At 61.9% G+C, this 26,251-nt stretch carries 25 protein-coding genes; 16 read left to right on the top strand and 9 right to left on the bottom strand.

The window, feature by feature from the left end; translation table 11 throughout:
* From HP499_RS03705 to HP499_RS03670, 8 genes are all read left to right on the top strand, one after another.
* Window positions 1–195: phosphoadenosine phosphosulfate reductase family protein (locus HP499_RS03705; RefSeq protein ID WP_172322590.1), on the top strand; the 195-nt coding region annotated here is incomplete at its 5' end.
* Window positions 192–1,259 (top strand): sulfate adenylyltransferase subunit CysD, encoded by a 1,068-nt coding sequence (cysD, locus tag HP499_RS03700; protein WP_253951377.1) that lies wholly within the window; start codon window positions 192–194, stop codon window positions 1,257–1,259. The genes HP499_RS03705 and cysD, both read left to right, overlap by 4 nt.
* Complete coding sequence (locus HP499_RS03695; protein ID WP_172322589.1) at window positions 1,260–2,678, top strand: sulfate adenylyltransferase subunit 1; 1,419 nt, start codon at window positions 1,260–1,262, stop codon at window positions 2,676–2,678.
* A 98-nt stretch (window positions 2,679–2,776) separates the two neighbouring features.
* Window positions 2,777–3,730: a homocysteine S-methyltransferase gene (mmuM, locus tag HP499_RS03690; protein WP_172322588.1), complete on the top strand. Its 954-nt coding sequence runs from the start codon at window positions 2,777–2,779 to the stop codon at window positions 3,728–3,730.
* Window positions 3,731–3,885: 155 nt separating this feature from the next.
* On the top strand, window positions 3,886–5,037 hold the full coding sequence (locus HP499_RS03685; RefSeq protein ID WP_172322587.1) for an ABC transporter substrate-binding protein: 1,152 nt from the start codon (window positions 3,886–3,888) through the stop codon (window positions 5,035–5,037).
* 94 nt (window positions 5,038–5,131) lie between these two features.
* On the top strand, window positions 5,132–5,863 hold the full coding sequence (locus HP499_RS03680) for an ABC transporter ATP-binding protein (RefSeq protein ID WP_026546384.1): 732 nt from the start codon (window positions 5,132–5,134) through the stop codon (window positions 5,861–5,863).
* Entirely contained in the window at window positions 5,853–6,797 is a 945-nt protein-coding gene (locus HP499_RS03675) for an ABC transporter permease (protein ID WP_172322586.1), read from the top strand. Before HP499_RS03680 ends, HP499_RS03675 begins: the two co-directional genes overlap by 11 nt.
* A 376-nt stretch (window positions 6,798–7,173) precedes the next feature.
* Window positions 7,174–7,713, top strand: a complete 540-nt coding sequence (locus HP499_RS03670; RefSeq protein ID WP_172322585.1) for a hypothetical protein — start codon at window positions 7,174–7,176, stop codon at window positions 7,711–7,713.
* A gap of 110 nt (window positions 7,714–7,823) precedes the next feature.
* Here the strand turns inward: HP499_RS03670 and HP499_RS03665 are convergent, their stop codons facing one another.
* A complete protein-coding gene (locus HP499_RS03665) occupies window positions 7,824–8,441 on the bottom strand; it encodes a DUF305 domain-containing protein (protein WP_172322584.1) in 618 nt (205 codons plus the stop codon).
* A gap of 692 nt (window positions 8,442–9,133) precedes the next feature.
* Between HP499_RS03665 and HP499_RS03660 the strand changes: the two genes are divergently transcribed.
* Window positions 9,134–9,691 (top strand): dihydrofolate reductase family protein, encoded by a 558-nt coding sequence (locus HP499_RS03660; RefSeq protein WP_172322583.1) that lies wholly within the window; start codon window positions 9,134–9,136, stop codon window positions 9,689–9,691.
* A 57-nt stretch (window positions 9,692–9,748) separates the two neighbouring features.
* Here HP499_RS03660 and HP499_RS03655 read toward each other — a convergent pair whose 3' ends face one another.
* From HP499_RS03655 to HP499_RS03635, 5 genes are all read right to left on the bottom strand, one after another.
* Complete coding sequence (locus tag HP499_RS03655) at window positions 9,749–10,303, bottom strand: hypothetical protein (RefSeq protein WP_172322582.1); 555 nt, start codon at window positions 10,301–10,303, stop codon at window positions 9,749–9,751.
* Between the two features lie 86 nt (window positions 10,304–10,389).
* Entirely contained in the window at window positions 10,390–10,914 is a 525-nt protein-coding gene (locus HP499_RS03650) for a hypothetical protein (protein ID WP_172322581.1), read from the bottom strand.
* A 107-nt stretch (window positions 10,915–11,021) separates the two neighbouring features.
* On the bottom strand, window positions 11,022–11,576 hold the full coding sequence (locus HP499_RS03645; RefSeq protein WP_172322580.1) for a hypothetical protein: 555 nt from the start codon (window positions 11,574–11,576) through the stop codon (window positions 11,022–11,024).
* A gap of 86 nt (window positions 11,577–11,662) precedes the next feature.
* A complete protein-coding gene (locus HP499_RS03640; protein ID WP_172322579.1) occupies window positions 11,663–12,187 on the bottom strand; it encodes a hypothetical protein in 525 nt (174 codons plus the stop codon).
* 92 nt (window positions 12,188–12,279) lie between these two features.
* A complete protein-coding gene (locus HP499_RS03635; RefSeq protein ID WP_172322578.1) occupies window positions 12,280–12,651 on the bottom strand; it encodes a hypothetical protein in 372 nt (123 codons plus the stop codon).
* A gap of 143 nt (window positions 12,652–12,794) precedes the next feature.
* Between HP499_RS03635 and HP499_RS03630 the strand changes: the two genes are divergently transcribed.
* Window positions 12,795–13,832, top strand: a complete 1,038-nt coding sequence (locus HP499_RS03630) for an LLM class flavin-dependent oxidoreductase (protein ID WP_172322577.1) — start codon at window positions 12,795–12,797, stop codon at window positions 13,830–13,832.
* Between the two features lie 25 nt (window positions 13,833–13,857).
* Here the strand turns inward: HP499_RS03630 and HP499_RS03625 are convergent, their stop codons facing one another.
* The gene (locus HP499_RS03625) at window positions 13,858–16,575 is read right to left on the bottom strand and encodes an aminotransferase class I/II-fold pyridoxal phosphate-dependent enzyme (protein WP_172322576.1); all 2,718 of its coding nucleotides are present in this window, start codon (window positions 16,573–16,575) and stop codon (window positions 13,858–13,860) included.
* A 28-nt stretch (window positions 16,576–16,603) separates the two neighbouring features.
* On the bottom strand, window positions 16,604–18,034 hold the full coding sequence (locus HP499_RS03620) for an amino acid permease (protein ID WP_253951379.1): 1,431 nt from the start codon (window positions 18,032–18,034) through the stop codon (window positions 16,604–16,606).
* Window positions 18,035–18,421: 387 nt separating this feature from the next.
* Between HP499_RS03620 and HP499_RS03615 the strand changes: the two genes are divergently transcribed.
* The 6 genes from HP499_RS03615 to HP499_RS03590 all read left to right on the top strand — a co-directional run bounded on the left by HP499_RS03615 (window position 18,422) and on the right by HP499_RS03590 (window position 26,021).
* Window positions 18,422–20,038 (top strand): CdaR family transcriptional regulator, encoded by a 1,617-nt coding sequence (locus tag HP499_RS03615; RefSeq protein WP_172322575.1) that lies wholly within the window; start codon window positions 18,422–18,424, stop codon window positions 20,036–20,038.
* A 5-nt stretch (window positions 20,039–20,043) separates the two neighbouring features.
* Window positions 20,044–20,955 carry a glutaminase gene (locus tag HP499_RS03610; RefSeq protein WP_026539691.1) on the top strand — a complete coding sequence of 304 codons (912 nt, stop codon included), beginning with the start codon at window positions 20,044–20,046 and terminating at the stop codon, window positions 20,953–20,955.
* Window positions 20,956–20,970: 15 nt separating this feature from the next.
* On the top strand, window positions 20,971–21,711 hold the full coding sequence (locus tag HP499_RS03605; RefSeq protein WP_172322574.1) for a DNA alkylation repair protein: 741 nt from the start codon (window positions 20,971–20,973) through the stop codon (window positions 21,709–21,711).
* 90 nt (window positions 21,712–21,801) lie between these two features.
* Complete coding sequence (gene cobA, locus HP499_RS03600; RefSeq protein WP_172322573.1) at window positions 21,802–23,079, top strand: uroporphyrinogen-III C-methyltransferase; 1,278 nt, start codon at window positions 21,802–21,804, stop codon at window positions 23,077–23,079.
* Window positions 23,080–23,099: 20 nt separating this feature from the next.
* A complete protein-coding gene (locus HP499_RS03595; RefSeq protein ID WP_172322572.1) occupies window positions 23,100–24,566 on the top strand; it encodes an FAD-dependent oxidoreductase in 1,467 nt (488 codons plus the stop codon).
* Window positions 24,567–24,656: 90 nt separating this feature from the next.
* Complete coding sequence (locus tag HP499_RS03590) at window positions 24,657–26,021, top strand: rhodanese-like domain-containing protein (RefSeq protein WP_172322571.1); 1,365 nt, start codon at window positions 24,657–24,659, stop codon at window positions 26,019–26,021.
* A 12-nt stretch (window positions 26,022–26,033) separates the two neighbouring features.
* On the opposite strand, the gene HP499_RS03585 is transcribed toward HP499_RS03590, so the two are convergent.
* Window positions 26,034–26,251 (bottom strand): FCD domain-containing protein (locus tag HP499_RS03585; protein WP_172322570.1); only part of this gene is annotated, 218 nt, incomplete at its 5' end.

Here is a 26,251-nt window from a genome sequence, read left to right as displayed (position 1 = left end):
CCGATGGTGGACTGGTCCTTCGATCAGCTGATCGAGTACTCCGAGGACAACATCCTTCCCGTCAACCCCCTCCTGAGCCAGGGCTACCCGTCCATCGGCTGCCAGCCCTGCACCCGCAAAGTGGCCCCGGGTGAAGACCCCCGAGCCGGCCGCTGGGCAGGTTCCGACAAGACAGAATGCGGACTACACACATGAGCACATACACAACCAACGCAACGCCGGATGCCGCCCAGGGAGTGGCATCGGGCCTGTCGGAGCCGCGCGCTGGGCTGATCGAAGATCAGCCGCGCGGCGAAGGGGCGGGGGCGGCATTCGGCGTTACGTCCACTCCCGGGGCGGCATCTGCTGCTTCGGCTCTGCAGTCGACTCGCCTTTCGTCGCTGGACACCCTCGAGTCCGAGGCCATCCATATCATCCGTGAAGTGGTTGCCGAGTTCGAGAAGCCTGCGCTGCTGTTCTCCGGCGGCAAGGACTCTGTGGTCATGCTGCACCTGGCCACCAAGGCGTTCTGGCCGGGCAAGGTTCCGTTCCCTGTCCTGCACGTGGACACGGGGCATAACTTCCCCGAGGTCATCGACTTCCGGGACCGCACTGTTGAGCGACTTGGTTTGAAACTGGTTGTTGGTTCGGTCCAGGAATTCATTGACAGCGGCGAGTTGGCCGAGCGTGCCGATGGCACCCGCAATCCGCTGCAGACTGTTCCGTTGCTTGATGCGATCCAGAAGAACAAGTTCGACGCCGTCTTCGGCGGCGGTCGCCGTGACGAGGACAAGGCCCGTGCCAAGGAGCGCATCCTGAGCCTCCGGGACGAATTCGGCCAGTGGGATCCGCGCAACCAGCGCCCCGAGCTGTGGAACCTGTACAACGGCCGCCACACGGTGGGCCAGCATGTCCGCGCGTTCCCCATCAGCAACTGGACCGAGTTGGACATCTGGCGTTACATCGAGCGCGAGAACATCGAGCTCCCGGGCCTCTACTACGCCCACGAGCGCGAAGTTTTCGCCCGCGACGGCATGTGGCGCGCGGTGGGCGAAGTCTCCCAGCCGCTGCCCAACGAGGAAGTCATCACCAAACTGGTGCGTTACCGCACAGTGGGTGACATGTCCTGCACAGGTGCCGTCGAGTCCGACGCCCGCACCGTGGCCGACGTCGTTGTTGAAGTCGCTGCCTCCACCCTGACCGAACGTGGCGCCACCCGAGCAGATGACCGCATCTCCGAGGCCGCCATGGAAGACCGCAAGAAGGACGGCTACTTCTAAATGAGCACCGAAACTTTGGCTGCCGGGCTCGAGACAGCCCTGCCCACAACACTGTTCCGTTTCGCCACCGCCGGATCGGTCGACGACGGCAAGTCCACTTTGGTGGGCCGCCTCCTTCACGATTCCAAGGCAATTCTTTCTGACACGCTCGACGCCGTTGCCCGCACCTCTGCGGATCGCGGCTTCGGCGGCGAGAAGGGCGGGATCGACCTCGCCCTCCTGACCGACGGCCTACGTGCCGAGCGTGAGCAGGGCATCACCATCGATGTGGCCTACCGCTACTTCGCTACCGACCGCCGCAGCTTCATCCTGGCGGACTGCCCCGGCCACGTTCAGTACACCAAGAACACGGTGACCGGCGCGTCCACTGCGGATGCCGTCGTCGTACTCATTGACGCCCGCAAGGGTGTGCTGGAGCAGACCCGTCGCCACCTTTCCGTTTTGCAGTTGCTGCGCGTTGCCCACGTGATTGTGGCCGTGAACAAGGTCGACCTCGTGGACTTCAGCGAGCAGGTGTTCCGCGACATTGAAGCGGATGTGCAAAAGGTTGCGCGTGAGCTTGGCCTCGGACGTGAAGATTCAAATGCTGGCGGGGTTACAGACCTTTTCGTGGTTCCTGTCTCCGCCCTTGACGGCGACAACGTGGTGGACCGCTCAGAGCGCACCCCCTGGTACACCGGTCCTGCGTTGCTGGAGGTCCTCGAATCGCTCCCGGCCGCTGACGAGCTCGAGGCCGAACTGGAGAGCTTCCGCTTCCCGGTCCAGCTGGTGATCCGTCCGCAGGGTGCCTTGGCTCCGGATGCTGTTGCTGCCGGGCTGGATGTGGAGGCGTACCGCGATTACCGCGCCTACGCAGGCCAGATCACGGAAGGTTCAGTCAAGGTTGGCGACGAAGTGAGTGTCATCAGCCCCGGCCACGAACCGCGCACCACCACGGTGATCGGCATCGACTTCGCCGGTCAGTCGCTTGACGAGGCCGCTGCTCCGCAGTCCGTGGCTGTCCGCCTGGCTGACGAGATCGACATCGCCCGTGGCGACACCATCGCCGCTGCCGGTACGGTCCGCGAAAGCACCGCTGACCTGTATGCGTCCTTGGCTTGGCTCTCGCCGAAGCCGCTGCGCGAAGGCCAGAAGGTCCTGGTGAAGCACGGTACGCGTACGGTCCAGGCACTGGTCCGCAACGTCACCGGCAAGCTGGATCTGGCCACCTTCAATGTGGAGCCGGCGTCCAACTTGGAACTCAACGACATCGGACACGCACAGCTCCGGCTCTCTGCTCCGCTGCCGTTGGAGAACTACCTGCACCACCGCCGCACCGGCGCTTTCCTGGTGATCGACCCCATCGACGGCAACACCCTTGCCGCCGGCTTGGTGAAGGACCACCCGGGCGACCACGAAGACGAACGTTACGTCATCTAGGGTCACACGTAGTCACAAAACCGCAGCTTGTTCGCGACTCCTCACGTTGTACGGCGGGAATTTCGGACAAGATGCGGTTTTCTTTTTGGGAAGGACCCATGCCACAGAACACCACGCTCAGCACTCTCCTCAACGCCGGCAAGGACCTGGTCCTGGACGGTGCGTTAGCCACCGAATTGGAGGCCCACGGCTGCGATCTGGAAGACGCTTTGTGGTCCGCCAAGGTCCTGCTGGAGCAGCCGCATCTGATCAAGCAGGTCCACCGCGACTACTTCGACGCCGGTGCCTCCGTAGCGATCACGGCCAGCTACCAGGCCACTCCGCAGGGTTTCGCGCGGCGCGGGCTGTCCGTGGAGGAGTCGTTGGAGTTGGTGGCGTTGAGCGTCCGTCTGGCCGACGAAGCCCGGCGCGAAGCCTTGGCGGAGGGGTCTGCGAGCGGCCCTTTGCTGGTGGCCGGATCCGTAGGTCCATACGGCGCATACCTCGCCGATGGCTCCGAATACCGCGGGGATTACACGCTTTCTACCGCGGAATTCCAGGATTTTCACCGCCCCCGTATTGCGGCGCTGGTGGAGGCCGGCGCGGATTTCCTGGCGTGCGAGACGCTGCCGTCGTTCGCCGAAGCCGAGGCGCTGTTGGCGCTCGTGGCAGAGTTCGACGTCGAATCCTGGTTTACGTTTACGCTGCGGGACAGCGGCCACATCAGCGACGGAACGCCCCTTGCGGACGTGGCAGCGCTGCTGCGCGCGGAACCGCGGGTGGCCGCCGTCGGGATCAACTGTGTGCCGCTGGAACTGGTGACTGACGCGCTGAGCACTCTGCAACAAGCCTCCGATAAGCCGTTGGTGGCCTACCCGAATTCCGGAGAGACCTACGACGCTGTGACCAAAACATGGAGTCCGTCGGAGGGCGTTCAGGGCACCGGTACCTTGGCCGGCAACGCAGCTGCTTGGCAGGACCGGGGCGCCCATCTCATAGGTGGCTGCTGCCGCACAACTCCGCGCGACATTGAAGCCCTCGCGGTGAATATGACGCCACATGAACCTGCGTGAACCTTGATTTCTACGGGATTGAAGCCGAAATATGACAGTCCCTACTGTGAAGGCATGACCTCTCCGGAATGGTCCTTGCTTGCCCTTGACGGGCGATGTCGCGGGGCCTGATCTTCGCCCCGCTCGCATCCCACATCTTCTAAGGACCCACCCTCATGGCTAACACTCCCGAGTCACGGAAACCGGATTCCGGCACCACCCGCATCGTCGCTGGTGAGGCCGCATCCAAGCCCAAGCGCCGCCGCACTGTAGAGATCGCCTTGGCCGTCGGCCTGGTGCTGCTGATCGGTGCAGGCGCCGCGGTTGCTTCCGCTGTTTCGCAGAACAACCAAGCCGCGCCGGCCCCGACCACGTCCCCGGCTGCTGAGCTGAAGCTCGGATACTTCAGCAACGTCACCCACGGCCCGGCGCTGGTGGGTACCAGCAAGGGCCTGATCGCCAAGGAGCTCGGCGATACCAAGCTGAGCACACAGGTCTTCAACGCCGGCCCCGCCGCGATCGAAGCCCTGAACGCCGGCGCCATCGACGCCACGTACATCGGCCCGAACCCGGCCATCAACTCCTTCGTCAAGAGCAAGGGCGAGTCCATCAGCATCATCGCCGGTGCAGCGTCCGGCGGTGCGCAGTTGGTGGTGAAGCCGGAGATCAACTCCGCGGCCGACCTCAAGGGCAAGATCCTCAGCTCTCCGCAGCTCGGTGGAACCCAGGACGTCGCGCTCCGGGCCTGGCTTGATGGCCAGGGCTTCAAGACCAGCACCGATGGCAGCGGTGATGTGAACATCAACCCGACCGAGAACGCGCAGTCGCTGAAGCTCTTCCAAGATGGAAAGCTCGACGGCGCGTGGTTGCCGGAGCCTTGGGCCTCCCGACTGGTGCTCGAAGCCGGGGCTAAGGTCCTTGTGGATGAGAAGGACCTGTGGGAAAACGGTGACTTCACCACCACCATCCTGATCGTGAACAAGAAGTTCGCCGCAGAACACCCGGAAACCGTGAAGGCCCTCCTGAAGGGCCATGTGGAATCCGTGAATTGGCTCAATAGCGCTTCGGCTGCGGAGAAGGCCACCACCATCAACGCGGTCCTTAAGGACACGGCAGGTAAGCCGCTTCCGGCCAACGTGATTGAGCGTGCGCTGCAGAACATCAAGTTCACCACCGACCCGCTCGCCGGAACGTACAACAAGTTGCTGGAGGACGGTGTCAAAGCCGGGACCACGCAGCAGGCCGACATCAACGGCATCTTCGATCTCCGCACCTTGAACGAGGTCGACAGCAAGAAAAACTCGGCTGCGGGTCTTGGCCAGGACTAAGCAGTAACGGGCTGGTCCGCTTCCCCTTATTGGTAGGGGAGCGGGCCGGCCTTTGGCCGCATCAGCTTTACCAATCAACATGAAGGACGGGACCATGCCAGTCGTACTCGAGAACCTGGGCAAGCGCTTCGGCGACGGCGCCCCGGTGCTGGACGACGTCAACGCCACCATCGCTCAAGGCGAGTTCGTCGCCCTCCTCGGTGCGTCCGGCTGCGGTAAGTCCACCTTGCTGAACATCATGGCGGGACTGGAACCGCCGACGTCGGGCGCTCTTGAAGTACCCAGCGACGGCGCTGCCTTCATGTTCCAGGACGCGGCCCTGTTCCCGTGGCTGACCGCGCGCGGCAACATTGAGTTGGCGTTGCAGTTGGCTGACAAGTCCAGCACGAAGGCGAGCCGGCGCGAACGCGCCACCGAACTGTTGGAACTGGTCCACCTTGGCGGCGCTGGCGACAAACGCCCGCACGAACTGTCCGGCGGCATGAGGCAGCGCGTTGCGTTGGCCCGTTCCCTGGCTCAGGACCGGCAGTTGCTGTTGATGGATGAGCCGTTTGCTGCCCTCGATGCGATCACCCGGGATCTTCTGCATGACGAGCTTGAGCGGATCTGGAAGGAAACGGGCCGGACCATCGTGTTCGTCACCCACAACGTGCGCGAAGCTGTTCGACTGGGTCAGCGCGTGCTGCTGTTGTCTTCGCGTCCTGGCCGTGTGGTGGCCGAGTGGGACGTCACCGAGGAACACCGTACCGATGCAGGCCGTGCCGGGGAGCTGACCGGAACCATCACCCGCCGTCTTCGCGAGGAGATCCGCCGCCATGCCAAGTAACCCCATCACCACCGAAGAGCGGACCCTTCCCGTGACTGAATCCAAAGAGCACATCACCTCGCCATCGCTGAAGGGCAATGCCTCGGAACTCCGGGACCTTGAAGCCGGCCTGGACAATTTGCAGTCAGACACAAGCCGTAAGCGCGGGATTGAATGGAATCGGGTGCTGCTGCCCGTGGCTGCCCTGGTGGTCCTGATCCTTGCTTGGCAATTTTACGTTTCGTTGGGGTTCAAGCGCCGGGACCTGGTACCGGGGCCGCTTGACGTGCTCACCCAGTTCGTGACGATGTGGGGCGAAGGAAAAGTCCAGGAAGCTGTGTGGACTTCGCTGCAGCGTGGTGTGATCGGCTTCCTGATCTCCGTGGTCATCGCCACCCCGGTGGGGTTGATCCTGGCTCAGGTGGCTCCTTTGCGCCGTGCGTTCGGGCCGCTCATTTCCGGCTTGCAGGTCCTCCCGTCCGTGGCGTGGGTTCCTGCCGCCATCATCTGGTTCGGCCTGTCCGAAGGCACCGTGTACTTCGTGGTCTTCATGGGTGCCATCCCGTCCATCATCAACGGGCTCATCTCCGGCGTGGACCAGATCCCGCCGCAGTACCGCAGCGTGGGCACCGTGCTTGGCGCAAACCGGCTCCAGATGGCGCTGCAGATTGTCCTGCCCGCAGCGCTTCCGGGCTACATAGGTGGTTTGAAGCAGGGCTGGGCTTTCTCTTGGCGCTCCCTCATGGCCGCCGAAATCATAGCGGTAGGTGGCACCATCGGCTTCGGGCTGGGCTCGTTGTTGGATCAGGGCCGTTTGCTCTCCGATATGACCATTGTGATGTCCGCGATCCTGCTCATCCTGTTCGTGGGCATCCTTATTGAGCTCCTGGTGTTCGGGCCGATCGAGAAGCGACTGCTCCAGCGCCGGGGTTTGCTGGCGGGCAGCAGCCGCTAGGTCCGCCGGGGTTTCCCGCACCTGTTTGCGCCGGGCGCACCACTTCTGCGTCGGGTTCGCACCCGTTCGCGCCGTGCGCATCAGTGGTTACAGGGGCATTTGGCGGAAAGGGGTGCGGCGGCTTCTGGCGGACCCCTTTTCACTTGGAGCACGTGTTTGCGCCGGGCGCACCACTTCGGCGTCGGGTTCGCACCCGTTCGCGCCGTGCGCATCAGTGGTTACAGGGGCATTTGGCGGAAAGGGGTGCGGGCAGGCCACGCGCGTACTCGTACAACGTGGCCGGATCTGGTTTCGACCCGGACCACATGCTACGTTGCCACCAGCCTTTGCATTTGGGGGAGGCGATTCCCGGGAGTCGTGTGAAGGGTGGCAGGTCATGACCATGCAGCAAAGAACACTGGTGTCGGTTGCTGTAGCTGCACTGCTTTCCGTGACGTCGTGTGCAGCGCCGGCCCCGCAGCCGTATGCGGAAGCGAAGGTCGCTGTTCAGACTCTTATCGAGCGGGCAATCGACCGCAGGAATCATCAAGTTGTCCCCGGCTTCTCCTCCACTCAGGAGGAGATCAGTCAGGATTTCGTGCCGGACGCAGCTGAGCGTATTGAGCTGGAGTACGGACAGCTCCACGAACGCAGGGACGCGATTGCTCCCCATGGCGTCCTTTTGACGGACAGCGGCTCGGAGATCACCGTCAAGAAATTCACCATTACCGATGCCGGCGCCAACGTAGAGATTTCGGAGCAGACACAGCTGGAACACGGTCCGGTGAACGGCGTGCAAGGCCCCAGCGAAGGCTACGTCTACGACCAAAAAGTTGAACTCGCAAAATCCGGGGAAGGCTGGAAGATCGTCAGTATCTCCCCTCTCAGGCCGGGCAAGCCTTACCCGACGACAATTGTTGATCCAGACACGCTTTAGGCGCTCGGCACTTCGAGTCGGCCGCTGCATAACAGTCGACTTCCGGACGGCGAGCAAAGGCTCGACGGCGACCTCCCGCCGTCGAGCCCTTGCGTCGCCAGACGGTGAGGTTAGAGTCCGGTCAGCAGATCCCGCATTTCCCGAATCTCTGCTTCCTGCGCCGTGACGATGTCCTTGCCTAGCTGGACGGCCTCCGGGTTCTTGCCCTGGGCTATCTCGGTTTTGGCCATGGTCACAGCACCTTCGTGATGCGCGATCATCTGCGTGAGGAAGAGCTTGGCCGCGTCCACACCCTGGGCATCCCTAAGCTTCTGCAGGTCCGCCTCGCTCAGCATGCCGTCCATGCCGTGGCCGCCATGCGCCGAGGATCCCATGACAGGCACGTTCCAGCTGTTCAGCCAGCCCGTCATCTTCTCTATTTCGGGTGCCTGCGCGTCTTTGATCTTCACGGCCAAGGCGGTTACTGCGGCCGGGATGTCAGCCTTTGCCAGCATGGCATCGGACATCTCCACCGCTTGGGAGTGATGGGGGATCATCATTTGGGCGAACATGGTGTCCGCTGCGTTGTGCCCGGCGTCGCCGCTGTTCGCAGAGGGGCTGATGGAGGTGCCGGAACTTCCATGCTCCATGCCTGGCATGGAACCGGAGCCGGGGTTTGAAGCGCAACCAGCCAGGGCAAGCAGAGCTGCGAGAGCCGCTCCGGTCACAGTGAAGTGAGTTCTGTTCATGAGTAAAAGTCCTTTGCATTTCGGGCGGCGGTGATAATCAGCCGCCCGGTAGTCAGCAGATGGTGAATGGATGTGCGGTCCCGGCTGTTATCGGCCATCCAGTGCTTACGTACGGCTGATGCAGAGTTGCCCGGGTGTAGGACCGTGGGGTTGGTAGGACCAGGACGGAAAGATGGTGGGCAGTTCCCACGATGCAGGGGTGACTTCGCCTGTCGTGCCGGGTGGGGGAGCGCTCAGGGAAGCTGTTGTGAGGGATGGGATGCAACTGGCAGCCTGAGTGCAGGAGCAGCTTCCAAATTCCGTGCCGTGATCGTCGCCAGCCGAGGCACCGCTCACCTCATGAGAAGGGCCGTGCGCGTGGTGGGATGAGGAGGTGCTCACTACAGGTGATGCCGCATGAGTCCCATGCGTTCCCCCTGCCCCATGGGAACCGCTGATGATGTGCATTCCGAATATGCCTGCAATGACGGCCGTTACCAGAAGTAGAAGCAACGCCCGCACGAGGGAGGCGGCAAGAGCTTGAGGGGACAGCAGTTTGCTCACGATGCTTCACCACCTTCATCTATTTCCGATGCCGACAGTATACCCCGGTAGGGTATAAATGAGCGATTCATTTTCTGCTGGCGCTGCCTGCCCTTGGCATTCCTCCGTTGTCCGCTGCGCCATTGCGATTCGCGGCCTAGAATCGTCGAATGGGCCTTCTAACGTTCAGCATCAACGTCACGCTCGATGGTTGCGTGGACCATCAGGAGGGCATCGCCGACGACGAGACGCACGCCCACTTCACGCGTCTCCTGGATCAGAGCGGCGCAATGCTCTGGGGCCGGACTACCTACGAAATGATGGAGGTTTACTGGCCCTTGGTTGCCCGTGGCGAAGTAGAAGCGCCGCCAGCCCTACGCGAGTGGGCGATCACCTTGGAGGGAAAACCCAAGTACGTCGTTTCCACAACGCGGAGCGACTTCCCCTGGACCAACAGTCATCGGCTGGTTGGCCAACTGGGTACGGCCGTTCAGGAGCTTAAGGACAGGACTCCCAAAGGGGTGCTTGTTGGCAGCGGGAAACTAGCAACAGAGTTGGACCGATTGGGCCTGATCGACGAGTACAAATTCCTCATCCACCCCATGATCACAGGCCACGGACCCACCCTTTACCAAGGCGGACTGCCCAGCACCCGGCATCTTGAGCTGATCTCAGCAGAGCCGCTCAGTAACGGAGCGGTGGCGATGCATTATCGCCGGGCTGAATGAGGAAGGAGCAGGCACCGGACGACGTGGAGTTTGTACCACTCCACGCGGAACTGCGCTTTAGAAGTCCCCACCCGGGTAGATGCCCTCGGGCAATGTGAAGCAAGGCGAACCTGAATCGATGTCTATCTGATTTGGGGCCAGGCCTTCGGCAACAATATAGCTCTCCCCGCTTCCGCTGAGAGCGATCATTTGAACTTCATAGGAACCCCTGATGTCAAGCCTGTTCCTGACTCCAAAGAGGCTGCTCTGATAGTGGGCTTCGATGTCCTTCACCACCGGCTCAATGTTCGTTCCTGCGGCAATCGTGATGGTGGTTGAACCCTTCCATTTGTGTTGGGTTTTGTTGCAAGACAGAAGCATGCCCTTCTTCTTCTGATCGATCGAGATAACAGCGTCTTTTGGGATTAGGGCGGCGAGCTTCACTTCCATGGCTTGGGCCTGGGTCTTTGCTTCCTGCCAGGTCAGTTCAGCTTTCATCGGTTCCTCTTGTGTTTTAACAGGCGTTGGCACGGTCGACTGGATTGAACCCGTGTTGGGGTTTCCAGCACAAGCGGCGAGCCCGATCGAACCTGCCACCAGCCACAACGCCATGGCACGGCGACGCGCCCTCATCTAGCCACAATTCCAAGCATGTCTTTGAGTACTTGCTCGTTGTTTTCGTTGTTTGAGTCGATGAGGTTGTGGTTGTTCATGAGGACCTAAAAATCCCCGCCCGGGTAGATGCCCTCGGGCAAAATGAAACACTCAGATCCCGAGGCGATACGGATTTCATTTGGGGCCAAGCCTTCTGCGACGATGTAGTTCTCCCCGCCTCCCAGATCGATTTGGAATCGATAGTCTTCGTCGACATTCGTGTCGGCGGATACTTTCGTTCCTTTCGCCCGGTAGTGGGCTTCGATGCCCTTCACGATCGGCTCGATGTTGGTTCCTCCAACGACCGTGATGGTAGTGGAACCTTTCCATTTGTGGTGTGTGCTGTTGCAGGACAGAAGCATGCCCGTCTCCTTCTGATCGATCGAGACAATGGTGTTGTTTGGGATCAGGGCGGCGATCTCCAGTTCCATAGCTTGAGTGTGGGCTTTGGCTCCCTGCCAGGTCAGTTCAGTTATCAACGGTTCCTCCTGTGTATCACTGGCAGTTGGCACGGTTGACTCGGTCGAACTCACGCTTGGGTTTCCGGCGCAACCGGCAAGCCCGATTGAAACGACCAGCATCAACGCCACGGCGCCGCTCCGAATCCTCACCGAATTGCACTTCCCAGCATGCACTTGGGCACGTGCACGTTGTCCTCGCTGTACGAGGCGAGGAGGTTCTGGTTTTTCATGAGGATCTAAAAATCCCCGCCCGGGTAAATACCTTCTGGCAACGTGAAACACTCAGAGCCCGAATCAATGCGGATCTGGTTGGGGGCTAACCCTTCGGCGACAATGTAGTTTTCATCGCTCGTATTGTGAGGGCTTATCTGGACTTCGTATGATCCTCTGATATCAAGCCTGTCCTCGACGACGTATTGTCCACTCTGATAGTGGGTTTTGATTTCTTTCAGGATCGGCTCGATTTTGGTTCCTTCGGTGACCGTGACGGTCGTCGAGCCATTCCAATTGTGCTGGGTCTTGGTGCAGGACAGCAGCACGCCCTTCCTTTTCTGATCGATCGAGACAACAGCATCTTTTGGAATCAGTGCGGCGATCTCCAATTCCATTGCCTGGGTGTGGGCTTTCGCCTCCTGCCAGGTCAGTTCAGCTTTCATCGGTTCCTCTTGTGTTTTAGTAGGTGTTGGCACAGTCGACTGGATTGAACCCGTGTTGGGGTTTCCAGCGCAAGCGGCGAGCCCGATCGAAGCTGCCACCAGCCACAACGCCATGGCACCGCGACGCGCCCTCATCGAGCCACAATTCCAAGCATGTCTTTGAGTACTTGCTCGTTGTTTTCACTGTTTGAGGCGATGAGGTTCTGGTTGTTCATGAGAATCTAGAAATCCCCACCCGGGTAGATGCCCTCGGGCAAAGTGAAGCAAGGCGAACCTGATGCAATGCGAATGACGCCGGGATCGTCCTCCCTGATGAGATACATTTCCGAGGTGGCCGGATCGCTTATCTCAACACGAAAGGTGCCTTGTATGGTCCGGTCGCTTGAGACCTCAAAACGATGATCCGTGTAGTGTGCCCGAGCAGCCGTCTCAAGTTCTTTCACGACAGATTCAGCTTCGCTTCCCTCAGTCAGCGTGATCGAAGTCGAACCGTTCCAGTTGTGTTCGGTATTGCTGCAGGATAGGAGAACGCCCGTCTCTTTCTGGACTATGGAAGTAATCTTGTCCTTTGGGATCAAGGCCGCGATCTCCAGCGCTTCCTTTTCCGTGCTTGCTTTAGCTTCCTGCCACCTCACTTGCGTAACCACGTTATGTTCCTCTCTTGGAATGTCCGAAGTTGCGCAGCTTGAGACGCCACCAATGGTCACGATCGCGGCGATGTAGGCTGCAAAGTTGGAAATTTTCATCGTTTCAACACCTCAGACACTTCATCCAAAACCCTCCGGTTGTCCTTGCCCACTCGCCCAGACACGAAACCCCTGCCGTGCAGTCTCCACGCTCACCACCGGACGGTCAGTCGCCTCCATCGACGGGCGCGGCCCCACATCCACTGCAAATCCGCCGCCAGCACGCGCCCAACCGGGGCAAGCGCCCACTCCCTCACCTGATCCAAGCGACGCTGCTCAACCTCCGCGGCGCTCTTCGCTTCCTGTACCCGACGGGCAACATCTTCCAACATATGGACCAGCTCCGAACGGGCCGCCCGTTCAGCGGCAACGTTCTCCCGGAAACAGTCAGCGAACACGCCCCGGAATTCCGTAAGAGCAGCAGTCGAGATCGATTCCCGCCCGCCGCGTTGATCCTGCAACGTACGCGCTGCGTCTCGACATGCACCGATCAAACGATCGGCAACCCCCGTGTCGAAATTCATTTTACTCCATCAAATAGATAAACCGCCGACGGCTCCACTATACCTAATGCGCTCGACGGATTCTGAATCACTTTCGGAAAGCGCTGAGCGCTGGACGAGCGGCTCCGTGGAATTCTCCGGGCCCTCGCGGAGTTGTCCCGAACATGCACAACAAACGGATCGGTTTCCTCTCCTTCGGTCACTGGGCCCGAGTCCCGGGTTCCCTCGTGCCAACGGCCGGCGAGGCCCTCAAACAGGGAATCGAACTGGCGGTAGCTGCCGAGGAACTGGGAATCGACGGAGCGTTCTTCCGGGTGCATCACTTCGCCCGGCAGCAAGCATCGCCCTTTCCACTGCTGAGTGCTATTGCGGCGCGGACCAGCCGGATCGAGATGGGCACCGGCGTCATCGATATGCGCTACGAAAACCCGCTCTACATGGCCGAGGAAGCAGCAGCCACAGACCTCATCAGTGATGGGCGGTTGCAGCTCGGAGTGAGCCGTGGTTCACCCGAACCCGCACGGAACGGAGCAGCGAACTTCGGCTACGTCCCCGAGGACGGTGAGGACGGCGGCGACATGGCCCGCCGCCACACTGCATTGTTCCGCAAAGCCATCGCCGGGCACGGGGTGGCCGAAGCGGACCCGCACTACGCCGGTGGGGCCACAGGTCTGCTGCCCATCCAACCCCAGTCACCCGGCCTCCCGCAGCGGATCTGGTGGGGCGCCGGAACCCGCAAAACGGCCGTGTGGGCTGCTGAGCAGGGGATGAACCTGATGAGCTCCACTCTCCTCACCGAGGACACGGGCGTGCCCTTCGATGAGTTACAGGCAGAGCAGATCCGGATGTTCCGCGAAGCCTGGGCCGCCGCAGGGCACGACTTTGAACCAAGGATCTCCGTCAGCCGCAGCGTGATCCCCATCGTGGACGACGTCGACAACCACTACTTCGGTCTGCGCGCCCAAGCGGACAGCCAAGACCAAGTGGGAATTCTCGACGGCGCGTTGTCCCGTTTCGGGAAGAGCTACATCGGCGAGCCGGATCAACTAGCAGACGAACTGGCGAACGACGCAGCAGTGCAAGCAGCCGACACGGTCCTGCTCACAGTGCCCAACCAGCTTGGCGTCGACTACAACGCCAAGCTGCTGGGCAACGTCGCCAAGCACGTCGCTCCTGCCTTCGGTTGGAGCGCCAAGCTATGACTTGGCCTGCGGCTTCCGCGAAACCCTAGGACGCCACAGCCACCAGCTCGAGAACAGAAGACGAAGCAGGCTCCGCGAACACCCGGTACCCCCGTTCATGATCGAACCCGTGTATTTCACGCGTATCCAAAGCAGCCATGAATTCGAGGGTTTGCCGGGTAATCACCTGCCCCGGGACCAGGATGGGGAACCCGGGCGGATACGGCGTAACGAACCCTGCCGAGACCACTTCCTGTCCTTCGGCCACCGCCGCAGCCACCTCAGGCGCGGACAAGTACGCCGTGGAATCGGGCTTGTAACTCTCAAAGTAGGCGGCCCGGATATCACCGTCCTCGCAGGAATCATCCACACGGAAGCGTGCGGCAAAGGTGCTGAAATCCGGGAGCGGGGGAGTCGGGCGGGAAGCGTCGGAGGCGGCAGGTAGCGTCCGAGCCAGCGACGAAGGATGTGGATTCTCAAAGCCCTCAGCGAGTTTCACCAGGACCTCGATCAGGTACGCCACGGAGCTGCGGGACGTGCCGATGTTGGTCATGAACAGCACAGTGTTCCGTGATGTCTTGTTCACCTGGATGCCGTGATCGTCCATGAGGTAGCTGTGGCGGAAAGTGTCGCCGTCGATCCCTGTTTTACTGATGTCCAGCGTGAGGCGGCTGGGATCGATGACGAACTCGTCCCGCTGCCAGGCGTCCTCCAGCTCCGACAGCCCATCCCGCAGCGGCATGCTGGAGCCGGTTTCCCTATAGCGCGAACCGATAAGGTCCCGCGAGGTCAGCACCCGGAAGTACTTCTTCAGCAGGGGATGCCGGGCCACGGCTTGGGCCACGGATACGGCAAGGTCGGATTGCCGTTGCACCAGGCCGAAACCTTCCAGTTCCACCTGTCGTCTGCCAATGTCCAGGGAAGCCAGAATTTGGTAGTTGGGGGAGGTGGACGTGTGGGTCATGTATGCCTCGCGGAAGGACTCCCGGTTGGAGCCGGCGAAGTCGTGGTCATACACGTGGATCATGGAACCCTGCCGCAGCGAGGTCAACGTTTTGTGGGTTGACTGCGTTGCGTAGACCCGCAGGCGTGCCTTGGCAGGATCCGGAATCAGCCTGGTGGAGAGCCAGGCTTCGTCATCAACAGGTTCGCCGGTGACCGGGTCATGAAGGGCGGCTGCCTGTTCCGCGTACCGGGTGGCGTAGGCAGGATCGCTGAAGGAAGCTTCCAGTGCCGCTGCAGCCGCCATACCGGTTCGACGGCGGTACACCGGATGGGAGCGGGCGAAGGCAAACCACGCCTCGTCCCACAGGAAAACCAGATCCGGTTTGATGGCCAGGCATTCCTCCATGACCCTTTCGACGTCGTAGACGACACCATCAAACGTGCAATTGGTGAGGGTCACCATTTTCACCTCGTGAAGCCTGCCTGCCCGCCGGTACTCCAGGAGCCTGCGCTTCAGGCTGGCCAAAGGGACAGCACCATAAAACGCGTACTTGTCCAGGGGATAGGCATCCAAGTAGGACACACGTGCACCGGCAAGCACAAAGGCGTAGTGGTGCGATTTGTGGCAGTTGCGGTCAACCAGCACAACATCGCCCGGGGCAAGCAGTGACTGGTGCACGATCTTGTTGGCCGTGGATGTGCCGTTGGTGACAAAGTAGGTTCGTTGCGCACCAAAGGCCCGCGCGGCGAGTTCCTGTGCGCGTTTGATGGACCCGTGCGGATCCAGCAAGGAGTCCAGACCGCCCGAGGTGGCGGAGGTTTCGGCCAGCAGCAGGTTGGTCCCGTAGAAATCGGCCATGTCCCGGATCCACGGTGACGTCCCCACCGACGCACCCCGGGAAATCGGAAGGGCATGGAAGACGCTGGCCGGGCGGCGGCTGTAGTCCTGCAACGCCGTGAAGAACGGTGTTTCGTAGCGTTCGGCCACCCCGGACAGCAGTGACAGATGCAGGTCCAGATGATCCTGTCGCCGGAAAATCCGCCGGAACTTCCTGGTGAGGGATCCCGCCAGGGACTCGATGGAGACCCCTGCCACCAAGTAGACGTCCAGTTCCGGCCGCAGCCCGGAAATTGCTTCGGCCAGCGCAAGGATCCGTCTGATGGGTCGCGAGTCCTGCAAGTCTGCGGAGGTATGCCGGGCCAGGAACCTCCGGAGGTCGCTGCCCAACAGATGGGAGCTGCGGAGGGAGAAACCCGGGCGAAGAACAACGGACTGGATATCGGGGTTCAGCATGATGGCCACCAAGGCATCCTCATAGCTGGGAACCACGTTGACCGTGTAGGTGAAAGCATCCGAAGGGCGGCGCTGCGCAGCCATGGTGTTCTTGAGCGCCTCGGCTTCTTCGGGCTGCACGGTGTCCACCACCAGGACCTCAAAGCGTGGCCGTTCCGCCGGCTCGGACTGGTCAACAACTTCCTCGTCCAGGATCTCCCCGCGCGGCACCGCAGCTGTTTCCCCGGCAGAGGCGAGCGGGAGGTGATCCAAACCGCCCAGAAGCTGGAGCGCGGCCTGGGGTTCGCCGTCGTCGATTAATTGGCGCAACTGGGCCACGGCGTTGACTCCGGGCTCTGCCCAATACGGTTCCACCGCTGCCAGGAGGGCAAAGGTCCTATCGATCTGGGACAGCAAACCGGACTCCTGGTGTCGGGCCGAGGCGAGCTGCCTGAGGGCGTATCCCAAAAACTCCCAAGCGTCGGCACGGGAACGCCAAGCCCTGCTGGGGGTGCCGATTCTGGGGGACGGGGAAGGGGTGCTCATGTGTTTCACTTTCAAACTGAAAAGGGGTCTAGGACGTCAGGGCAGTGCGAATACGGCCGCGATACGCATACCAGCCGGCTATCAGCAGCGGCGCCAACACCAGCAATGAGGCCAGCACCCAGCGGCCCGTTTCCGAGAACCCCATGGTGACCAGGACAAAGGCCAGGAATCCGAGCGTGATGTAAGAGGTAAAGGGTGCACCGAACAGCCGGAACGCTGGCCGGGCAACCTTGCCGCTGCGGACCCAGTGCTGGAGCTTGATGTGGCACAACATGATGGTGGCCCAGCCGCCGATGATGCCCACCGCCGAGACTTCCAGCACGATTTCAAAGACCTGGGATGGAACGACGGCGTTCAATCCAACACCCACCAAGGTGATGACCGCTGTCAGCAGGATGCCACCGTAGGGCACTCCGGACTTACTGATCCGTCCGGTGAATTGCGGAGCCGAGCCATTGACCGCCATGGAGCGGAGGATGCGGCCGGTGGAATAGAGGCCTGCGTTGAGGCTGGACAATGCCGCGGTGAGGACCACGAAGTTCATCACGGATGCGGAGATGGCTCCGGCCTGTGGATCACCGAGATGCGAGAAGAAGGTGACAAACGGAGATTCGCCGGCTTTGTAGGACGTGAAGGGAAGCAGGAGCGAGAGCAGCAGGACTGAGCCCACGTAGAAGACCCCGATGCGGATCACCACGGTGTTCACGGCCTTGGGCATCACCTTGTGGGGTTCGGCGGTTTCGCCGGCCGCGGTGCCCACCAGTTCCACAGCTGCATAGGCAAACACCACGCCGCTGATGGCCAGGAGCGGTGCCACTGAGCCCATGGGGAACATGCCACCGTTCTCAGCGATGACGTTGAAACCCGGAACGCCAACATCCGTCCGGCCGCCGAAAACAATGAAGCAGATTCCCACCACGAGGAACGTCACCAGGGCGCCCACCTTGATCATGGCGAACCAGAACTCCATCTCACCAAAGATCTTCACGGACACCAGGTTCAGGGAGAGCACCACTACCAAAGCGATCAATGCGATCAGCCATTGCGGGATGTCGTTGATGGGTGCCCAATATTGGCCCCAGAACTTCACATACAGGGCTACGGCGGTGACGTCCACAATGGAGGTCATGGCCCAGTTCAGGAAATAGAGCCAGCCCGCGGTGTAGGCCATTTTCTCGCCGTAGAACTCGCGGGCATAGGAAACGAACGAGCCGGAGGTGGGGCGGTACAGCACCAACTCGCCGAGTGCCCGCAGGATCAGGAACGCGAAGAATCCGCAGACGGCATAGACCAGCACCAGCGCAGGTCCGGATCCGTTCAGACGGCCTCCGGCGCCCATGAAGAGCCCGGTACCGATTGCCCCTCCGATGGCGATCATCTGGATCTGCCGGGGCTTGAGGGTCTTGCGGTAGCCGGCTTCTTCTTGGGCGAAAGCGGTCGACGGCGGACTGGCAGCCAGGTCTGTTGGGGAAGGAAGGGTTTGTGTGGACGCAGGGGTGGGTATCACTTCGGGGGTCTCCTTTGACTCCGTTGCCACCTCGGGTGGCTCAATACTCCACAACGTGGGGCTGGCTGCCTCGCAGTTGTGCCTGAAATTGGCCGCGCTGCAATCAGTCTTTGTGGTGTGTGGGACAGTCACCAACTCTAGGTCGCCGCCGTCGAAAACAAATTGGCTGGCGAACCAAATTCAGGGCCCGGCTCTTGTGCCGCGGGGACAACACTGGTGTTCTGAAGGGCCGGTAATGTTTCTCGCTGTGCGTGCCTGCGCACATGTACCGGCGGCGCCCTCAATGGCGAGGAAGCGTACTGCTGATGGAACTGATGTGGAGAGGAAGCGATAGCTTAGTTGAAAGCCCTGGAAATTGACGACGACGGCGTCGTCACCTTATTGAGCGATGTCCTGGAAGACCTGGGTGTCGGCAACGCCCGGTTGCTGCTGGCCCCGGCAGAGGACAACCGAACCGTTCGCGAAACTGTCATTGTTGATGCTGAAGACGACGACGAGATCCGCCCAGGGGCCCTGGTCATGTTGATCGGCGTTCGCGGGCGTGCGGCGCTCCCTGCGCTCCGCCGCATCATGGCGGGGCGTCCCACAGCAGTTGCTGTCAAGGGCAGTGAACGCGAGTTGGAAGCCGTGGCCGAGTTGCTCCACCCGACCGGCATTGGACTGGTGGCCGTTGCCCCAGGGCTCCGCTGGGATAAGTTCGAGAGCATCGCGCTGGACCGGGTCCGGGAGAACGATGTGCCCGGGGAAACCCCCACGTCAGTTCACCGCGACCTGTTCGCGATCGCCCAAACCACAGCCACGCTGACCAACGGCCACGTGGTGATCGAAGATCCCGGCAACAGGGTTCTTGCCTACTCGCCGGCGTCCAATGACGTTGACGAGCTCCGCAGGTTGTCCATCCTGGCGCGGCGAGGCCCTGAAAAGTACCAAAAACTCCTCAAGGAATCAGGAGTCTACAAGCACCTCCAAGCTACTGAAGCGCCTGTTCACGTAGAGGCCAACCTCGAGGCCGGGCTCCGGGAACGTGTGGCGATCGGCATTCACGCCGGCAGCCGGGTGATGGGATACATCTGGTTGCAGGAAGGTGCTGAACCTCTGGCGGCGAACACGGACCGCATCATGGTGGGTGCGGCCCGGCATGCGGCCATCGAACTGGTACGGCACCGCAATGAGCAGTCGCAGTCGATGCGCGAGGACCGGGTCTCCAGCCTGCTCAGTGGCACCGCCCAAGTCCATTCCCAGGCCCAATCCGCGGGCATCGATCCGTCGAAGCCAGCGGCTTTGGTCCTGATCTCGGCGGGCGGGCTCAGCCAGAGCGCGGCGGGGCTTCAACTCCGCAGGGGAGAGCTCTCCAAAGTGGCATCAATCCACGCCGCAGCCTACCGACCGGGCGCCGTAGTGGGGGCGTTGGGGATGGAAACGGCCATCATCCTTCCCGACGTGGACCCGCTGAAGTCCCTCCCCGCCATCAACCGGCTGGTCAACACCATCGTTCGTGATGCCACCACGCACCTTCACTTCCAGGTGCAGGCAGCAGTAGGTCCAATCGTTCCGCGCTTGGACGCACTGCATGCCACCCTTGATCACGTCCGCAGCGTCCTCAAAGTCATGGAAGCAACGCCGGACGTCCGTGTGGCCTCCTACAGCGACGTGGAAACAACAGTCCTGACCAGGGAACTGCTGGAGTTGCTGGAATCGCGAACCACCCTGCGTCATGCAGGAATCACCCGGCTGTGCGGCCGCTACCCGGAATTCGCGCTGACCCTCCTGACTTACCTGGAGTTCTTTGGCGACGTGAACCGGTGCGCCGAGGAATTGGCCGTCCACCGCAACACTGTTCATTACAGGCTCCGCCGCGCCTGCGAAGTGGCCGGCCTGGATCTGCAATCAGCGGATGAACGCTTACTGGCACACCTCCAGATCAGGCTCTGGACCTATGCAGGGACCAAGCGCTAGGAACCATGGATATCCAAAATCTCCTCGACGACATCGTCGGGGCCGTGCAGCCGCATGTCGGCCAAGGCAACGTAGCTGACTACATTCCCCAACTGGGAGCCGTGGACGCCCAACAATTCGGCATATCCGTCGCCACACGTGAGGGCGAGGTGTATTCAGCCGGAGATGCCCACGTGGACTTTTCCATCCAAAGCATCTCCAAGGTCTTCGCGCTGGCCCTGGTACTGGCATTCGACGGAGACAGTATTTGGAAACGGGTGTTCCGGGAGCCCTCCGGCAACCCCTTCAACTCCCTGGTCCAGTTGGAAAGCGAAGACGGGATTCCCCGGAATCCCTTCATCAACGCCGGTGCAATCGTGGTGACGGACCGCCTCCTGAGCCTGACCGGAAACGCAGCGTATGCCGTGCGTGATCTGATGCGTCAGGAAACCACCAAGGACAGCATCGACACCGATCAGCAGGTGGCCGGCTCCGAACTGGCCAACAGCCACCGCAACGCCTCTTTGGCTCACTTCCTGGCAAGCTGCGGCAATCTGGAAAACCCGGTGGAGGACGTCCTGGATTCCTATGCGAAGCAATGCGCGCTCGCCATGACGTGCGAAGACCTTGCACTCGCAACCCGGTTCCTTGCCTCCAACGGCTTGGGCGCGGACGGGACGCTGCTGCTCTCTCCGGCGCAGACCAAGAGAATCAACGCGGTCATGCTCACCTGCGGTACTTATGACGCCGCTGGAGAATTCGCATACCGGGTGGGGCTTCCGGGCAAGAGCGGCGTGGGCGGCGGGATCGTGGCCGTGGTCCCGAACAAGTGCTCCATCAGCGTGTGGAGCCCTGGTCTGGGAAGGTCCGGGAATTCCGTGGCCGGGGTTGCAGCGCTGGACGAATTTACCACGCGCACTGGCTGGTCGGTGTTTTAGGCGCATGATGGAGGAATGACAGGAACGGAGCCCACCGCCGTCGCGTTCTTGGAGCGCCTGAAAATCCGCCAGTCGGATGTCGAGCAAGCCAAATACCGGCGCTATTTCAAGACCGGCAAGGGCGACTATGCCGAGGGCGACTTCTTCATGGGCGTCCGCATGGGCGAGGTTTTCACACTGGCCAAGGAATTCGCGGCCATGTCCCTGGAAGATATCGAGATGCTCCTGGAGCAAGACATCCACGAGGCCAGGGCCGGTGCCGTGAAGATCATGGCTCTCCAGGCGCAGAAAAAGAAGACCCCGGAAGAACGGCGTCGGGAGCTTTACGGGTTGTACCTGCGGAGGCACGATCGCATCAACAACTGGGACCTGGTGGACCTCGGCGCTGGGAACGTGGTGGGCGGATGGCTGCTGAATAAGCCGCGCGACCCGCTCTACAGCCTGGCCCGGTCGCAGAACATGTGGGAGCGCCGGACGTCCATCGTTGCCACCTCGGCGTTCATTCGTGAAGGACAGTTGGATGACACCTTCGCCATTGCAGAGATCCTGCTCGGAGACAAGGAAGACCTGATCCACAAAGCAGTCGGCGGCTGGGTCCGCGACGCAGGGCGCAGCAGCCGCGAGCGACTCCTGGCGTTCCTTGACGAGCACGCTGCCACCATGCCCCGAACCACCCTTCGTTACGCCATCGAGCATCTGGGCAAGGAGCAGCGGGCCTACTACCTGACGCTTAAAGACAGGGTTTCTTCCGGCTAAGCCTGGAATTATGTGACGTTGGATTACCCAGCGTTACCGGGTGTTTCCGAGCCTTTGAAGCATGTTACGGAGCCGCCCTACAGTTTTTTCATGGCAATACAGGACATTTACCCCACCGCGCTGCGGCTGCTCGGCCGCCCGGTGCTGGTGGTCGGCGGCGGCCCGGTTGCGTCGCGCCGCGCCAAGGGACTGCTCGATGCGGGTGCGAAAGTCACCGTGGTCGCTCCCGTTGCCACCGAAACGCTTCGCGGACTCGCCGCTTCCGGCCTCCTTACCTGGGAGCAACGCGAGTACCGCACAACCGACGTCGACGGCGTCTGGTTCGTTCAGACTGCCACTGGCACTCCCGCCGTGGACACCCAGGTAGCAGCCGACGCCGAGGCGCAGCGTATCTGGTGCGTCAACGCCTCGGACCACGAAGCATCCGCAGCGTGGACACCCGCGGTTGCCGTAGTGGACGACGTCAAGATCGCCATCAACGCCGGGGGAGACCCGCGCCGTGCCATGGCCCTTCGGAACGCAGTTGCCACGGCCCTCGAAACCGGGGACCTTCCGCTGCGCCGGCACCGTAAGCCGGACGCAGCTGGAAAGACTCCGGCTGGTTCTGTTGCCTTGGTGGGCGGCGGGCCCGGCGACTCGGGTCTCATCACCGTCCGCGGCCGTCGCCTCCTGGGCCAGGCCGACGTCGTGGTTGCCGACCGTCTTGGCCCGCGGGAGCTGCTCAAGGAACTGGCGCCCGACGTCCGGGTGATCGAGGTCGGCAAGACCCCCGGGCACCATCCCGTTCCCCAGCTTGAGATCAACAGGATCCTCGTAGAGGAAGCCCTCAAGGGCAACCGGGTGGTCCGCCTCAAAGGTGGCGACCCCTATGTCCTGGGCCGCGGCGGTGAGGAAGCAGAATTCTGCCGGCAGAACGGCGTCGAGGTTGAAGTGGTGTCCGGGGTGACGTCGGCAATTTCCGTTCCCGCTGCCGCAGGAATCCCGGTGACACATCGCGGCCTGGCCAAGGGCTTCAGCGTGGTGACCGGCCACGAAGAGCTCTCCGAAGTCCCCGCTCGCCCGGATCACACTGTGGTGTTGCTCATGGGAGTGGCCCAATTGCGTGATTCCGCGGCTGAACTGGCAGGCTCGGGTCTGCCTTTGGACACACCAGTAGGTATCGTAGAGAACGGGTATTTGCCGGACCAGCGCGTCACCATCGGCACTCTGGGGACCATCGCGGACCAGGCCGAAGCCGTCGGCGTGGCCAACCCGGCGGTCATTGTGATCGGCGATGTCGTCCGGGTCAGCCCCTTTGCACCGCAGCACTTCAAGACCGCTGACTACAGCACTATTACCCCCAATCGTCCCCGCGTCCGCAGTAACTGAGAAGAAGAAGGAACACAGCCGTGTCAATTAGCACCCCCGTAGGTTCTGCGGACCGTCCGCTTCGCGTCGCCGTCATCGGCTCCGGCCCGGCCGGCGTTTACGCAGCTGACATCCTGACCAAGAGCGAGGCCGTCAAAAGCGGCGAACTCAACGTCAGCATCGACCTCTTCGACCGCTACCCGGCACCTTACGGCCTGATCCGCTACGGCGTGGCCCCGGACCACCCCCGCATCAAGGGCATCGTCAACGCCCTGCACAAGGTCCTGGACCGTGGCGACATCCGCTTCTTCGGCAACGTGGACTACGGCACGGACATCTCCATCGAGGACCTCCGCAAGCACTACGACGCCGTCATCTTCGCCACGGGCGCCATCAAGGACGCCGACCTGAACATCCCGGGCATCGAACTCGAGGGTTCCTTCGGCGGCGCAGACTTCGTCTCCTGGTACGACGGACACCCGGACGTTGCCCGCGAATGGCCGCTGGACGCCAAGGAAATCGCTGTCCTGGGCAACGGCAACGTCGCCCTGGACGTGGCCCGCGTGTTGTCCAAGCACGCCGATGACCTGCTGGTCACCGAAATCCCGGACAACGTTTACGCGGGCCTGAAGAACTCCCCGGTCACCGACGTCCACGTCTTCGGCCGCCGCGGCCCTGCACAGGTGAAGTTCACTCCGCTGGAACTGCGTGAACTCTCGCACTCCAAGGACGTAGACATCATCCTCTACGCCGAGGACTTCGAATTCGACGAAGAGTCTGATCGCCAGGTCCAGACAAACAACCAGACCAAGACCATGGTTGGCACGCTGACCAACTGGATCGCCGAGCAGCCCGAGGACCTCTCCGAGCTCACCGCTTCCCGCCGCCTGCACCTGCACTTCCTGCACAGCCCGGTGGAAATCGTGGACTCCCCGGAAACCCCGGGCAAGGTTGCCGGCATCAAGTTCGAGCGCACCGAGCTGGATGGCACGGGCAACGCCCGCGGCACCGGCGAGTTCATCGACTACCCGGTCCAGGCTGTGTACCGCTCCATCGGCTACTTCGGTTCGGCGCTGCCGGACGTTGAGTTCGACCACAAGAAGGGCGTCGTCACCAACGACGGCGGCCGCGTCCTTGACGCCGACGGCCAGCACGTTCCGGGCCTCTACGCAACGGGCTGGATCAAGCGCGGTCCGGTGGGCCTCATCGGCCACACCAAGGGCGATGCCCTCGAAACCGTCACGTACTTGTTGGAGGACCGCGAAAACCTGCCGGTCGCCGAGGTTCCCGCGGCAGACGCCGTCGTGGATCTTCTCGATTCCCGCGGCGTGAAGTTCACCAGCTGGGAAGGCTGGCTGGCCCTGGACGCCCACGAACTCGCCCTCGGCGCAGCAGCCACCGAGGCGGGCACGTCCCACGGTGTTGAGGTCAAGCGTGAACGCATCAAGGTGGTGCCGCGCGAGGACATGGTCAACATCTCCCGTGATGGCGTAGCCGCACAGGTCTAGTTTTCCGTTTTGCGGGGCGGGGTCACTCCTTGGGAGTGGCCCCGTTTCTGTTTTTAGTCCCCTTCATTGCGCCCGGCTGTACCCTGAAGCATGGACGTCGTGGTCATCGAAACTCCCCAGTTGGGGGACCGAAGTTACCTGGTGCACGACGACTCCGTTGCCTTGGTGATTGACCCTCAACGGGACATTGACCGGGTTGAAAAGGCTGCCCGTGACGCCGGTGTCCGGATCACGCATGTGGCCGAAACGCACCTGCACAATGACTACGTCACCGGCGGTTTGGTCCTGGCGGAGAAGCACGGTGCCGCGTACCTGGTGAACGCGGCGGATGAGGTTTCGTTTGTGAGGGTTCCCGTCACCGACGGCCAGGTCCTGCACGTCGGCAGGCTCGCGGTTTCGGTCGTTGCGACGCCGGGCCACACCCACACGCACCTCTCTTATGTGGTGCGGGATGACGGGTACGACGGCGGCACGGAGGCCGTGTTTTCCGGCGGCAGCTTGCTCTACGGTTCAGTAGGGCGGACGGACCTGGTCTCCCCTCGTGACACCGCCAAGCTGGCCCATGACCAGTATTCGTCCGTGCGGCGCCTGGTGGATGCTTCCCGTCCGGAGGCTGCGCTGTACCCAACCCATGGCTTCGGATCGTTCTGTTCGATCGGGCCCGCGAGCCATCAGGAATTTTCGACAATTGCTGAGCAGGCAGAGTCCAACCATGCCTTGACCGATTCCAGCGAGCACCACTTCGTCGCGGAATTGTTGGCGAACATCACCGCCTATCCTGCCTATTACGCCCACATGAGCCCGCTCAACGCTGCAGGGGTGGGGCCGGCGAACCTGGATGTGCCGGATTCAGTTGATCCTGAGGAACTGAGCCGGCGGCTGCGGCAAGGGGAGTGGGTGGTAGACCTGAGGCACCGCGTGGCGTTCGCGGAATCTCACCTGCAGGGCAGCGTGTGCTTCGAGTACGGTCGCGGGGACAACTTCACCAGCTACCTCGGTTGGGTGATCCCGTGGAACCAACCGCTCACACTGCTGGGGCCGCTCGAGGATCTTGAAAAGGCGATCCGTGACTTGGCGAGGATCGGTATCGACAGCCCGGATGCCGCCGTCGGGCCTGAAGCCGTTTTGTTGGCCGCCGACCATCCCCGGACGAGCTATGGGCACGGAGACTGGAACCTCTTTGCAAGCGAGCGGAAGCCGGAGGACCTGGTGTTGGACGTCCGGCGTCCGGACGAGTTCAACACTTCCCATATCAAGGGTGCGCTGAACGTGCCCGTCTACGAGCTCCTCGGGAGGATCACCGAACTGCCGGATCACAGGACCTGGGTGCACTGCGCCACGGGATACCGGGCGAGTGTCGCCGCAAGTCTCCTGGATCGGGCCGGGCATAAGGTGGTTCTGATCAATGCCAGGTTCAGGGACGCCGCCGGAGCCGGAATCGAGACAGTGCCGTAAACAGTGGCTGGGCTATCGCGGCCCTTGATCCGAGCAGTAGTCCAGGTTCCGGTAGACGCTGCTGACGGCGGCGTCGGGATCGTGGGCTTCGAGGGCATCCACCAGTTCGTCGTGCCCTTCGCGGGGGATGCCGTTGAAGCCGCCCTTGCGCTGCTGCCGCAGGAGGTCGTTGTGGAACACGCCACCAAACGAAACGTACAGCTGATGCAGCAGGGGATTGCCCGATGCCA

Origin of the sequence: Paenarthrobacter sp. CM16 (genome assembly GCF_013179505.1) — a bacterium.
Lineage (GTDB): Bacteria > Actinomycetota > Actinomycetes > Actinomycetales > Micrococcaceae > Arthrobacter.
The sequence above is the reverse complement of the archived record's forward strand: the minus strand, read 5'-3'. Positions and strand labels throughout refer to the sequence as shown.